Raw genomic sequence first — 12,376 nt, forward strand, 5'->3', positions numbered from 1 at the left:
CAACGGGTAGGCACAGATCATGGAAGTCACACCGCACCTGCACCTCCCCTCCGGAGCCGCCGCCCGCGGGCCCTACGCCGTCGACATCGAGCCCTCGCTGGCCGGCTGGGCGCACAGCTCGCTGCGCGTGCTCGACCTGCCGCCCGGCGGGACCCACGAGTTCGAGGCAGGGAACAGCGAATGGGTGGTGCTTCCGCTGTCCGGGGGCGGTACGGTGCGCGCAGACGGGGAAATCCTCGAACTCGTGGGGCGCGCGAGCGTGTTCGACGGGGTCTCGGACTTCGCCTATGTGCCCAGGGACGCCCACGCCCAGATCGCCTCCGGTGCGGGAGGCCGCTTCGCTTTGGCAGGAGCGAAGTGCGAGCGACGACTCCCCGCCCGCTACGGCCCCGCGCCGGAGGTTCCCGTCGAGACCCGCGGGAGCGGCAACCGCGCCCGCCAGGTGCGGAACTTCGCCGCGGCCGACGCGTTTCCGTGCGACCGGCTGATCGCCGTCGAGGTGCTCACCCCCGGCGGCAACTGGTCCTCCTATCCGCCGCACAAGCACGACGAGCACCGCCCGGGCGAGGAGTCCGTCCTGGAGGAGATCTACTACTACGAGGTCCGCGGCCCGCACGGCTACGGCTACCAGCGGATCACCCCGTCCCGCCCCGGCGGCGCCGAGCTGCTCGCCGAGGTCCGCACCGGCGACGCCGTCCTCGTCCCCGACGGCTGGCACGGGCCGTCGATCGCGCAGCCCGGCCACGACCTCTACTACCTGAACGTCATGGCGGGCCCCGGCTCCGAGCGGGAGTGGCGGATCAGCTTCCACCCCGACCACACGGAGGGATACGCATGAGCGTCCGGCTGACCGTCGCCCAGGCCCTGGTGCGCTTCCTCGCCGCGCAGCACACCGAGCGCGACGGCGTGCGCCGCCGCCTGATCACCGCCACCTGGGGCATCTTCGGCCACGGCAACGTCGCTGGGATCGGCCAGGCGCTCGTCGAGTACGGCGCGCTCATGCCGTACCACCAGGGCCGCAACGAACAGGCCATGGTGCACGCGGCCGTCGGCTACGCCCGCCAGTCCCGCCGGCTCCAGGCGCACGCCGTCACCACCTCCATCGGTCCCGGCGCCACCAACCTCGTCACCGGTGCCGCCCTCGCCACGATCAACCGGATCCCCGTCCTCCTGCTGCCCGGCGACACCTTCGCCACCCGCCCCGCCGACCCCGTCCTCCAGCAGCTCCAGGTGCCGTACGCCGGCGACGTCTCCGTCAACGACTGCCTGCGGCCCGTCTCCCGGTACTTCGACCGGATCGTTCGCCCCGAGGCGCTGATCCCGGCCGCCCTCGAAGCGGTGCGGGTCCTCACCGACCCCGCGGAGACCGGCGCCGTCACCCTCGCCCTTCCGCAGGACGTCCAGGCAGAGGCGTACGCCTGGCCCGAGGAGTTCTTCGCCGAGCGCACCTGGCGGGTCCGGCGCCTGTCGCCGGACGAGGACGAACTGGACGCGGCGGCCGCCGCCATCGGCCGGGCGTCCCGGCCCCTGATCGTCGTCGGCGGCGGTGTCAGGTACAGCGAGGCCGAGGAGGCGCTCTCCGACTTCGCCGCACGGACCGGCATCCCGGTCGCCTCCACCCAGGCCGGGAAGGGAGCGCTGCCCCACGGCCACCCGCAGGACATGGGCGGCATCGGCCACACCGGCACGGCCGCCGCCGACCACCTGGCCCGCACCGCGGACCTGGTGATCGGGATCGGCACCCGCTGGACCGACTTCACCACCGCGTCCGGCACCCTCTTCGGCCACCCCGCCGTGCGGTTCGTCAACCTCAACGTCACGGCCTTCGACAGCCACCGGATGGCGGCGCTGCCGCTGGTCGCGGACGCCCGCGAGGGCCTGGAGCAGCTCCACGCGCTGCTGGAGCAGCACCACGTCAGCGCGCACTACGCGCACGAGTACGCCGAGGAGAAGCTCCGCTGGGAAGCCCGCGTCGACGCGGCGTACGCCCCGGAGAGCGAGGACGCCCGCCCCACCCAGGTCCAGGTGCTCGGCGCACTCGACACTCTGATCACCGCCGACGACATCCTGGTCAACGCGGCCGGCTCGCTCCCCGGCGACCTCCACAAGCTGTGGCGGGCCCGCTCCTCGGACCAGTACCACGTCGAGTACGGCTACTCCTGCATGGGCTACGAGATCCCGGCGGCCATCGGCGTCGCCCTCGCCGCGCCCGGCCGGCCCGTCTGGGCGCTCGTCGGCGACGGTACGTATCTGATGAACCCCACCGAAATCGTCACCGCCGTGCAGCAGCGCCTGCCGATCAAGGTGGTCATCCTGCAGAACCACGGCTACGCGTCGATCGGCGGCCTGTCGGAGGCCGTGGGAGCCGAGCGGTACGGCACCGACTACCGCTTCCGGGCGGCGGACGGCGGCTTCACCGGGCCGCCCCTGCCCGTCGACCTGGCCGCCAACGCCGCCTCCCTCGGCATGCGGGTGCTGCGCGCCCGCACCGTGCGTGACCTGCGGGAAGCGCTCGCGGACGCACGGGAGGCGACGGTTCCCACATGTGTCTACGTCGAGACCGAAACGGCAGACAGTGTGTCGGGCGCGCCCCCCGCCCAGGCGTGGTGGGATGTGCCCGTGGCCGAGACCTCGACCCGACCGTCGGCGGTCAAGGCCCGCGAGGAGTACGACCGGCACGTCACCGCCCGACGCCGCCATCTCTGAAGGAGTAACTCGTCATGACGAAGACCGTCCACCACTGGATCGGTGGCAAGACCGTCGAGGGCACGTCGGGCAACTGGGGCCCGGTCACCGACCCGGCCACCGGCGCCGTCACCACGCAGGTGGCGCTCGCGTCCGTCGAGGAGGTCGACGCGGCCGTCGCCGCCGCCAAGGACGCCTATCTGACCTGGGGCACCTCCTCGCTGGCCCAGCGCACCACGATCCTCTTCAAGTTCCGCGCGCTGCTCGACGCCAACCGCGACGCCATCGCCGAGCTGATCGTCGCCGAGCACGGCAAGGTGCACTCGGACGCGCTCGGCGAGGTCGCCCGCGGCCTGGAGATCGTCGACCTGGCCTGCGGCATCACCACCCAGCTCAAGGGCGAGCTGTCCACCCAGGTGTCCAACCGGGTGGACGTGGCCGCGATCCGCCAGCCGGTGGGTGTCGTGGCCGGCATCACCCCGTTCAACTTCCCGGCGATGGTGCCGATGTGGATGTTCCCCATCGCCATCGCCTGCGGCAACACCTTCATCCTCAAGCCCAGCGAGAAGGACCCGTCGCCGTCCCTGAAGATCGCCGAGCTGCTCGCCGAGGCCGGCCTGCCGGACGGCGTCTTCAACGTCGTGCACGGCGACAAGGTGGCCGTGGACCGGCTCCTGGAGCACCCGGACGTCTCCGCGATCTCCTTCGTCGGCTCGACCCCGATCGCCCGCTACATCCACACCACCGCCTCCGCCAACGGCAAGCGCGTCCAGGCGCTCGGCGGCGCCAAGAACCACATGCTGGTGCTGCCCGACGCCGACCTGGACGCGGCCGCCGACGCGGCGGTCTCGGCGGCGTACGGCTCGGCCGGCGAGCGCTGCATGGCGATCTCCGCGGTCGTCGCGGTCGGCGCGATCGGCGACGAGCTGGTCCAGAAGATCCGCGAGCGCGCCGAGAAGATCAAGATCGGCCCCGGCAACGACCCGACCTCCGAGATGGGCCCGCTCATCACGGCCGTCCACCGCGACAAGGTCGCCTCCTACGTCCACGGCGCGGCGGACGAGGGCTGCGAGGTCGTCCTCGACGGCACCGGCTACACCGTCGACGGTTACGAGGACGGCCACTGGATCGGCCTGTCCCTCCTGGACCACGTCCCCACCACCGCCAAGGCGTACCAGGACGAGATCTTCGGCCCGGTCCTGTGCGTGCTGCGCGCCGAGACGTACGAGGAGGGCGTGGCCCTGATCAACGCCTCGCCGTTCGGCAACGGCACCGCCATCTTCACCCGCGACGGCGGCGCCGCCCGCCGCTTCCAGCTGGAGATCCAGGCGGGCATGGTCGGCGTGAACGTGCCGATCCCGGTGCCGGTGGGCTACCACTCCTTCGGTGGCTGGAAGGACTCGCTCTTCGGCGACCACCACATCTACGGCAACGACGGCGTCCACTTCTACACCCGCGGGAAGGTCGTCACCACCCGCTGGCCCGACCCCTCCGAGGCCCCGGCGGGCGTGGACCTGGGCTTCCCGCGCAACCACTGACGGTCCACTGACGGGCGGTAATCCGGTGGCCCCCTGGGTGTGTTCCGACGCACCCTGGGGGCCATGAACGTTCCGCCGAAACACCAGATCAGGGCCGTCCACACCGACACCACGGTGACCGTCTACCAGGCGTACACCCCGTCGATCGGCCTCCCGGCCGCCCGCGACGGGCGCTTCCCGGCCGCGTGGAAGCGGGACCGGATGACCTGGATCAAGCCCTCGTTCCTGTGGATGGCCTACCGCTGCGGCTGGGGCCTGAAGGAGGGCCAGGAGACCGTCCTCGCCGTCGAGATCACCCGCGAGGGCTTCGAGTGGGCGCTGCGGCACGCCTGCCTCTCCCACTACGTGCGCGGTTTCCACACCGACCAGGCCTCCTGGCAGCGTGAGTTGAAGCGCGCGCCGGCCCGCGTCCAGTGGGACCCCGAGCGGGACCTGCACCTGCGGGCGCTCGACCACCGCTCGCTCCAGCTCGGCCTGGCCGGCGAGGCGTCGCGGCGGTACGCGGACGAGTGGACGGTCGGGATCCGCGACGTGACGCCGCTGACCCGCGAGATCCACGGCCTCGTACGCGCGGGGCGGCTGACGGAGGCGCGGGAGTCGCTGCCCGAGGAGCGGCCGTACCCGGCGGGCGAGGAGTTCCTGGCGCACCTGGTGCCGTGAGGACCGCGTCGTCGCGGCCCCCCCGGGCCCCCGGCCCCCGGCCCCCCGCCCCCCGGCCCCCCGGCTTCCCAGCGGCCCGAACAATCAGCCGGCGTCGAACGTCCAGACGCGCATCGCGAAGACCCCCTCGTCCGCCGCGCCCGCCGACCGGTAGGTGCGCAGCGCCGGCTCGTTGTCGGTGTCCACGCCGACCCACATGTCGTAGCAGCCGCGCGAGCGTGCCTCCGCCGCCAGGGCCTCCGTCAGGGCCCGGCCGACGCCCCGCCGCCGGTGCGCCTCGTCCACGGACAGCTCGTACAGGCACATCTCCACGCCCTTGTCGGGGTGGCGCATCTCGATCCCCGACACGAAGCCGGCGGGGGAGCCGTCCGCCGCGTACGCGATCAGCAGCACGTGCCCCGGCGCGGCCAGGAAGTCCGCCGCCCAGTCCTCGCGGGGCGGCGCGTCGTACAGCTGGGCCGCCGCGAGCAGTTCCGCCACCGTCGTCGCCCGCCGGATCTCCACCCCGTACCTCCCGTTGCGCATACCGCGGCTGGTGTACGACGACCGTAGCGGCTACGCCCTGAGAAGGCCGCCGACCTCCGCCCCTGGGCAGCCGAGCCCGCCCCGTCCGGCACCTAGGCTCGACCCATGAAGCTGCGACTCCCCCGGAGGGGCCTGCCGCGGTGGGCCGCTGCCGCCGCCGCCCTCGCCGTCCTCGCCGGCGGCGCCGGCACCTGGAGTGCCGTCGCCTCCGACGAACCGGCGCCCGTCCGACGCGCCGACCGGACGCTCGCCCTCGACGGAGTACGGCTCGACACCTCGTACTTCACCGCCGGAGAGCCCGGCCACCGGCGCCCCGCCGTCCTCCTCGGGCACGGCTTCGGCGGCTCCAAGGACGACGTCCGCGCCCAGGCCGAACAGCTCGCCCGCGACGGCTACGCCGTCCTGACCTGGTCCGCCCGGGGCTTCGGCGCCTCCACCGGACAGATCGGCCTCAACGACCCGCAGCGCGAGGTCAAGGACGTGCGCGGCCTCGTCGACTGGCTGGCCCGCCGCCCCGAGGTGCTGCTCGACAAGCCGGGCGACCCGCGCGTCGGCGTCACCGGCGCGTCGTACGGCGGCGCGGTCGCGCTGCTCGCCGCCGGGTACGACCCGCGCGTCGACGCGATCGCCCCGCAGATCACGTACTGGAACCTCGCCGACGCCCTGTTCCCGAACGGCGTGTTCAAGAAGCTCTGGTCCGGCATCTTCTTCACGACGGGATCCGGGGCCGGCAAGGGCTCCTGCGGGCGGTTCAGCCCCGAGGTCTGCGCCCTCTACCAGCGCGTCGCCGTCTCCGGCCGCCCCGACGCCGCCGCCCGCGCGCTCCTGGAGGCCCGCAGCCCGTCCGCCGTCGGCGCCCGCATCAAGGTGCCCGCGCTCATCGTCCAGGGCCAGGCCGACTCGCTCTTCCCGCTCGGCCAGGCGGACGTCATGGCCCGCGCCATCGCCGCCAACGGCGCGCCCGTCGCCGTCGACTGGACGGCCGGCGGCCACGACGGCGGCGACCGCGAGACCGGGCGGATCGAGGCCCGGATCACCGCCTGGTTCGACCGTCACCTCAAGCGGGACACGTCCGTCGACACCGGGCCCGCCTTCCGCGTCAGCCGTACCGGAGGCGTCGACTCCACCGACGGCCGGGCCACCCTGCGCGCCGCCACCGCCGACCGCTACCCCGGCCTCGCCGCCGGCCCCGTCCACGTCGTCCTGTCGGGCCGGCCCCAGTCCTTCGCCAACCCGGCCGGCGCGAACCCGCCCGCCCTCTCCGCCGTGCCCGGCCTCGGCGGCGGCCTCTCCGCTCTCTCCTCCTCCCTCGGAGTGGGCCTCTCGCTCGACTTCCCGGGCCAGTTCGCGGCCTTCGACGCCCGGCCGCAGACCCGCCCGATCCGCGTCACCGGCACCCCGACCGTCCGCATCCGGGTCACCTCGACCGCGCCCGACGGCTCGGCGGTGCTCTTCGCCAAGGTGTACGACGTGGGGCCGGACGGCCGGCAGCAGGTGCTCCCCGCGCAACTCGTCACACCGGTACGGGTGGAGCACGCGGCCCTCGGCCGGGAGCTGACGCTCACCCTGCCGGCCGTGGACCACGAGGTGCCGACCGGGCACCGGCTGCGGCTCGTGCTCGCCGCGACGGACCTCGGCTACGCCTCGCCGGCCGCGCCCGCCACGTACACGGTCTCCGTCGCGAGCCCCCTCACCGTCCCGACCGCCCCGGCCGTGACCGGCCGGGCGGCCGGCCTGCCGTGGTGGGTGTGGGGCCTGCCGCTCGCGGGCGCGCTCGTCGCCGCCGTACTCCTCCTCACCGCCCGGCGCCGCACCACCGCACCGCCCGCCGACCCCGGACTGGCCGACGTGCCGCTGCAGATCACCGGACTGACCAAGAAGTACGCGGGCGGCGACCGGTACAGCGTCCGCGACCTCTCCTTCCGCGTCGAACGCGGCCAGGTCCTCGGCCTGCTCGGCCCCAACGGCGCCGGCAAGACCACCACCCTGCGCATGCTCATGGGCCTCATCACCCCCGACCAGGGCGAGATCCGGGTCTTCGGCCAGGCGATCCGCCCCGGCGCCCCGGTGCTCTCCCGGGTCGGCGCGTTCGTCGAGGGCGCCGGTTTCCTGCCGCACCTGTCCGGGCGGGAGAACCTGGAGCTCTACTGGCGCGCCACCGGCCGCCCCGCCGAGGACGCCCACCTCGACGAGGCGCTGCGGATCGCCAACCTGGGCGGCGCGCTCCAGCGGTCCGTACGCACCTACTCGCAGGGCATGCGGCAGCGGCTCGCCATCGCCCAGGCCATGCTGGGCCTGCCCGACCTGCTGATCCTCGACGAGCCGACCAACGGGCTCGACCCGCCGCAGATCCGCGAGATGCGGGAGGTGATGATCCGGTACGCGGCCGGCGGCCGCACCGTCATCGTCTCCAGCCACCTCCTCGCCGAGGTCGAACAGTCCTGCACCCACCTGGTCGTCATGGACCGCGGCGGCCTCGTCACGGCCGGCCCGGTCGGCGAGATCAGCGGTTCCGGCGACACCCTCCTCGTCACCCTGGACGGCCCGGTGCCGGACGCGGTCGTGGAGAAGCTCGGCGCGGTACGGACGGAGGCCGGCCTGCTGGTCCGGCTCACGGACCGCACCTCCACGCAGCTGATCGGCGAACTGGTCCGGCTCGACGTGCCGGTGACGGGCGTGGGCCCGCACCGGCGCCTGGAGGACGCCTTCCTGACCCTGATCGGAGGAGAGAACGCATGACCGCCCCGGGCTACGCACCTCACCGCACCCTGCGGTTCCGGGTGGAGGCGGTACGCCAACTCGGCCGCCGCCGCACCCTCGTGATGGGCCTGATCCTGGCCGCCCTGCCGTTCGTCCTCATCACCGCCTTCGCGATCGGCGGCGGCCCGGACGGCGCCGGCAACGACCGCATCACCCTGATGGACACCGCCACCGCCTCCGGCGCCAACTTCGCGGCGACCTGCCTCTTCGTCTCCGCGGGCTTCCTGCTCGTCATCCCGGTCGCCCTGTTCTGCGGCGACACCGTCGCCGCCGAGGCCGGCTGGTCCTCCCTGCGCTACCTGCTCGCCGCGCCCGTCCCCCGGGCCCGCCTGCTGTGGTCCAAGCTCGCCGTCGCCCTCGCCTTCAGCGCCGCCGCGATGCTCCTGCTCCCGCTCGTCGCCCTGGCCGCCGGCACCGTCGCGTACGGCTGGGGCCCCCTCGCCCTCCCCACCGGCGGCGCCCTCCCCGCCGCCACCGCCGTGCTCCGCCTCGCCCTCGTCGTCGGCTACCTCTTCGTCTCCCAACTCGTCACCGCGGCCCTCGCCTTCTGGCTCTCCACCCGCACCGACGCCCCGCTCGGCGCCGTCGGCGGCGCCGTCGGCCTCACCGTCCTCGGCAACGTCCTGGACGCCGTCACCGCCCTCGGCGACTGGCGCGCCTTCCTGCCGGCGCACTGGCAGTTCGCCTGGATCGACGCGCTGCAGCCGCAGCTGGAGGGGGCGGGGATGGTGAAGGGGGCGGCGGTGTCGGTCACGTACTCGCTGGTCTTCTTCGCGCTGGCGTTCCGGGGGTTCGCGAGGAAGGACATCGTGTCGTGAGCGGTGCGGGAGATGGCGACCCGACGTACGGGGCGCCCGTGAGGACACCCGGTCTGCGGTCCCTGTAGCGAGCCGGCAGGGCGTCCGGGCCTGGGGCGCCCCTCACACCCACCCCCTACGAGCCGCTTCCGCGCCCGCGCGGAAGCGGCTCGTCGTGCCGAGGGCCGACATCAGCTCACCCACCCGTCGGCTGTACGTTCGCGGCGACATGCCGAGGCGGGTCGCCGCCGTCTCGTCCGTCAGGCCCGCGAGCAGCGCGTCGAGGACCGGGCGGAGTTGGGGCGGGAGGTCACGGGTGGGTGGGGTGAGGCCGGAGAGTTCCTGGGCCGTGTCCCAGGAGGTGTGGTGGGCGCGGACCAGGGCGGCGATCACGACCGGGTCGCGGATCAGGAGCAGGCCGTTGTAGAGGAGTTCGAGGTCGAGGGGGACGGCCGCGACCGTGCGGTCGACGACGATCAGTTTGAAGGGGATCGAGTCGCTGACCCGCGCCCGCCCCGGCACCCGCACCGTGCCCGCCACGTGGGGGAGCGCGTGGCGGGGCACGATGCGGCGGACCTCCGAGGCCCGCTCCGCCGCCGCCCGCATGCACGCTCCTGCAAGCTCCAGGAACGGCTCGGGGATCGCGCGCGACGCGGAGGCGGCCGGGTCGTCGAAGGTCAGCAACTCGTGCCGGGCCGAGGCCGCGAGCCCGGCGAGCGCGGCGCTGACCCGGCGGGTGCCGCGGACCGGGCGCCCGGCCAGGCGCTGCGGATCCGGTCCGGCGCGGCCCATCGCCGAACGGGCGAGCATCACGGAGCCCGCAGTCTCTGCCACCGCTGACCACCCCCGCCCGATCGGTGTGCCACCCTATGCCACTCCATGTACGCACGCGACTGCGCACGGTGACAACCCCTGTTGAAAAGGATGGCGAGTCCCTGCCACAGCGGCGTGCCCCCGCCGCCGTTGCCGCATTGAGATCCATCCGCAACTCCCTCGTCTGCTCCTTGCCGCCTCCCCGGACGTCACATTCACCAGTGCCGTACGAACGGCGTTGGCGGAAGGGGGAGTTGCTCATGAAACGAAGACTCGCCGCAGGGGTGCTCGCGGCCGCGCTGCCGCTCGCCGGCGGTTCCGGCCGGTCGGGCGGCGGTTCCTACCAGGCGGACCGCCCGGGCGGCAACGGTCCGCTGCCCGATGCGCCGACCGGTCCTTGAAACCGAGTCAACCGGGGCGTCGGTTTTTTCGTCGCCCCGGATGAGGGGGTGCGTGGACCGGGGTCGGGACCGACCTTCGACCTGACGTTCTGATGACCGAACCCGTCGTCAAAGTCGCTGGTCAGACGTGCGGTTCGGCGACTGGCCGATGTTCCGTGTTCACGGCGAACAGGGCTTCGGGTATCTTCCACTCGCCGGAAAACAGATACCCATGGGTTTGTTTTGTCGGGCTGCCGGGATGCCGGTTCGGGCGATGAGAGGGACGGACTTCCCCATGGCGAAGCAGGATCGTGCGATCCGTACCCGCAAGGCGATCCTGGAGGCGGCGGCCGCCGTCTTCGACGAGCGCGGCTACGAGTCGGCCAAGCTCTCCGACATACTCGCGCTCGCCCAGGTGACCAAGGGCGCGCTCTACTTCCACTTCGACTCCAAGGAAGACCTCGCGCACGCGGTGCTCGACGCCCAGGTGGCGGTCGTGCCCACGGCGCCCCCGCAGATCTCCAAGGTGCAGGAGTTCGTCGACGTCGGCATGGTGTTCGCGCACCGGCTGACCCGGGACCGGGTGCTGAGCGGCAGCGTGCGGCTCACCCTCGACCAGGGTGGCCACGAACTCGACCGCAGCGGCCCCTACCGCGAGTGGACCGAGATCAACCTGCGGCATCTCACCGCGGCCAAGGAGCGCGGTGAGCTGCTGCCGCACGTCGACCCCGCGGAGGTGGCCGGCCTGGTCGTCGCCGCCTATGCCGGGCTCAACCTGATGACCTTCGCGATGGAGGGCGACCGGTCCTCGATGGAGCGCTGGGCCTCGACGCTCTACCACCACTTACTGCCCAGCGTCGTCGTCCCCGCCGTCCTGACCGCGCTCGACCTGGAGCCCGGCCGCGGCGCCCGCGCACTGGGTCTCGACGAGGGCCGCGACCAGGATCTCGACGCGCGTTTCAACGGGCCGGAGCGGGGCTGAAAACAGCCCACAAAGCATACCTGCGGGTCCAGTTGCCGCTTTCCCCGGTACGTTTCCCTGCATCTTGATGCCGCCCTGATGCTGATGAATCACCCCAAAGAGGGCAATTTTCCAGGTCGGACAGTGCACCGATTCCGTACCAGGCGGTTTCTTATTGACATGCTTCCCGGTCTCTTTTCTAATCGTCCCCGGGGGAGCATCCGTTGCGCGTGTGCGCTGACGCTGAGGGGGCAAGGGTGGACGTCCGGATCCTGGGGGGGCTTTCGGTGCGCGAGAACGGGGTGTCGATCACCCCTGCCGCGGCCGCGCCACGACAACTGCTCGCCCTGCTCGCCGCGTCCGCCGACCAGATCGTGCCGGTCTCCGTCCTCATGGAGGAGCTCTGGCCGTCCGGCGCCCCGCGCGGCGCCCGCGCCGAACTCCACGCCCATGTGCTCGGCCTGCGCTCCCTGCTCGCCTCCGCGCGGCCCGAGGGCCGTACCGGTGAGGGCGGGCGCACGCCGGAGACCGTGCTCGCCGCCGAGACCGGCGGCTATCGGCTCGACACCGGCGGCGGCTCCCACGACGTCTGGCAGTTCGAGCGCGCGGCCGGCGCCGGCTACCGCGCCATGGAGGCCGGCGACCTGCCGCGTGCCGCGCTCCGGCTCGGCGAGGCCCTCGCGCTCTGGCGCGGCGAGCCGTACGCCGGAGTCGCCTCCGGTCCCCGGCTGGCCGCCGAGGTCGAGCGCCTCGAAGCCTCCCGGCTGAGCGTGCTCGACCAGTGGGCGGAGGCCCAGCTGGGGCTCGGCCTGCATGCCGAGATGGTGCCCGAACTCGCCATGCACGCCGCCCAGTACCCGCTGAGCGAGGCGCTCAACGCCCACTTCATGATCGCCCTGCTGCGCACCGGCCGCACCGACGACGCCCTGGAGGTCTACCAGCGGCTGTGCGCCATGCTCGAGCGCGACGGCGGCCGGACGCCCTCGGCGCGCCTGCGCCGCCTCCACCGCTCGCTCCTCTCCGTACGGGACACGGTGCTGCCCCGGGTGCCGACGCAGCCCCGGTTCCGCGGTGGTCCCACAGCGGTTCCGGTGACGGCGACGTCCTCCGTGGCCCCGAGGGCGACCGCGGCGGTCTGATTCTCCGTCAGGGCAGGGGAAAATAGCGGACGCCGGGGGAGGCGGCGGAGGGGGAGCGAACGGGAATGAATCGGGCGATCCTACCGTTGACCGTCATCCACGGCGGATTCAGTTTCGG

Annotated in this window: 11 protein-coding genes; 9 read left to right on the top strand and 2 right to left on the bottom strand. The window is 73.2% G+C overall.

Annotation, left to right across the window (positions count from 1 at the left end; all coding sequences use genetic code 11):
* Positions 1-19 precede the first annotated feature (19 nt).
* The 4 genes from iolB (at position 20) to ACWEJX_RS05815 (ending at position 4,883) form a co-directional block, all read left to right on the top strand.
* Positions 20-838 (top strand): 5-deoxy-glucuronate isomerase, encoded by an 819-nt coding sequence (gene iolB / locus ACWEJX_RS05800; RefSeq protein ID WP_451606272.1) that lies wholly within the window; start codon positions 20-22, stop codon positions 836-838.
* Positions 835-2,706, top strand: a complete 1,872-nt coding sequence (iolD, locus tag ACWEJX_RS05805) for a 3D-(3,5/4)-trihydroxycyclohexane-1,2-dione acylhydrolase (decyclizing) (protein WP_451606273.1) — start codon at positions 835-837, stop codon at positions 2,704-2,706. The genes iolB and iolD overlap by 4 nt, the downstream gene beginning before the upstream one ends.
* Positions 2,707-2,720: 14 nt before the next feature.
* The gene (gene mmsA, locus ACWEJX_RS05810) at positions 2,721-4,223 is read left to right on the top strand and encodes a CoA-acylating methylmalonate-semialdehyde dehydrogenase (RefSeq protein WP_451606274.1); all 1,503 of its coding nucleotides are present in this window, start codon (positions 2,721-2,723) and stop codon (positions 4,221-4,223) included.
* A 63-nt stretch (positions 4,224-4,286) separates the two neighbouring features.
* Positions 4,287-4,883, top strand: coding sequence for a DUF4291 domain-containing protein (locus ACWEJX_RS05815; RefSeq protein WP_451606275.1), 597 nt, complete (start codon positions 4,287-4,289; stop codon positions 4,881-4,883).
* Between the two features lie 84 nt (positions 4,884-4,967).
* Here ACWEJX_RS05815 and ACWEJX_RS05820 read toward each other — a convergent pair whose 3' ends face one another.
* The gene (locus ACWEJX_RS05820) at positions 4,968-5,387 is read right to left on the bottom strand and encodes an N-acetyltransferase family protein (RefSeq protein WP_451606351.1); all 420 of its coding nucleotides are present in this window, start codon (positions 5,385-5,387) and stop codon (positions 4,968-4,970) included.
* 126 nt (positions 5,388-5,513) lie between these two features.
* Here ACWEJX_RS05820 and ACWEJX_RS05825 point away from each other — a divergent pair, with 126 nt between their 5' ends.
* The gene (locus tag ACWEJX_RS05825; protein WP_451606276.1) at positions 5,514-8,147 is read left to right on the top strand and encodes an alpha/beta fold hydrolase; all 2,634 of its coding nucleotides are present in this window, start codon (positions 5,514-5,516) and stop codon (positions 8,145-8,147) included.
* Complete coding sequence (locus tag ACWEJX_RS05830) at positions 8,144-8,986, top strand: ABC transporter permease (RefSeq protein ID WP_451606277.1); 843 nt, start codon at positions 8,144-8,146, stop codon at positions 8,984-8,986. The genes ACWEJX_RS05825 and ACWEJX_RS05830 overlap by 4 nt, the downstream gene beginning before the upstream one ends.
* A gap of 102 nt (positions 8,987-9,088) precedes the next feature.
* Here the strand turns inward: ACWEJX_RS05830 and ACWEJX_RS05835 are convergent, their stop codons facing one another.
* Positions 9,089-9,799: a DNA-binding response regulator gene (locus ACWEJX_RS05835; protein WP_451606278.1), complete on the bottom strand. Its 711-nt coding sequence runs from the start codon at positions 9,797-9,799 to the stop codon at positions 9,089-9,091.
* A 239-nt stretch (positions 9,800-10,038) separates the two neighbouring features.
* Here ACWEJX_RS05835 and ACWEJX_RS05840 point away from each other — a divergent pair, with 239 nt between their 5' ends.
* The 3 genes from ACWEJX_RS05840 (at position 10,039) to ACWEJX_RS05850 (ending at position 12,258) form a co-directional block, all read left to right on the top strand.
* Complete coding sequence (locus tag ACWEJX_RS05840) at positions 10,039-10,179, top strand: hypothetical protein (protein ID WP_451606279.1); 141 nt, start codon at positions 10,039-10,041, stop codon at positions 10,177-10,179.
* A 274-nt stretch (positions 10,180-10,453) separates the two neighbouring features.
* Complete coding sequence (locus ACWEJX_RS05845; RefSeq protein ID WP_451606280.1) at positions 10,454-11,140, top strand: ScbR family autoregulator-binding transcription factor; 687 nt, start codon at positions 10,454-10,456, stop codon at positions 11,138-11,140.
* Positions 11,141-11,376: 236 nt separating this feature from the next.
* Complete coding sequence (locus tag ACWEJX_RS05850; RefSeq protein ID WP_451606281.1) at positions 11,377-12,258, top strand: AfsR/SARP family transcriptional regulator; 882 nt, start codon at positions 11,377-11,379, stop codon at positions 12,256-12,258.
* Positions 12,259-12,376: the final 118 nt, after the last annotated feature.

It is taken from the genome of Streptomyces sp. NPDC004788 (genome assembly GCF_053601115.1).

Coding starts and splice junctions, on each gene's coding strand:
- ACWEJX_RS05845 (WP_451606280.1), top strand. CDS start 10,454: ATGGCGAAGCAGGATCGTGCGATCCGTACCCGCAAGGCGATCCTGGAG.
- mmsA (WP_451606274.1), top strand. CDS start 2,721: ATGACGAAGACCGTCCACCACTGGATCGGTGGCAAGACCGTCGAGGGC.
- ACWEJX_RS05840 (WP_451606279.1), top strand. CDS start 10,039: ATGAAACGAAGACTCGCCGCAGGGGTGCTCGCGGCCGCGCTGCCGCTC.
- ACWEJX_RS05830 (WP_451606277.1), top strand. CDS start 8,144: ATGACCGCCCCGGGCTACGCACCTCACCGCACCCTGCGGTTCCGGGTG.
- iolB (WP_451606272.1), top strand. CDS start 20: ATGGAAGTCACACCGCACCTGCACCTCCCCTCCGGAGCCGCCGCCCGC.
- ACWEJX_RS05815 (WP_451606275.1), top strand. CDS start 4,287: ATGAACGTTCCGCCGAAACACCAGATCAGGGCCGTCCACACCGACACC.
- iolD (WP_451606273.1), top strand. CDS start 835: ATGAGCGTCCGGCTGACCGTCGCCCAGGCCCTGGTGCGCTTCCTCGCC.
- ACWEJX_RS05825 (WP_451606276.1), top strand. CDS start 5,514: ATGAAGCTGCGACTCCCCCGGAGGGGCCTGCCGCGGTGGGCCGCTGCC.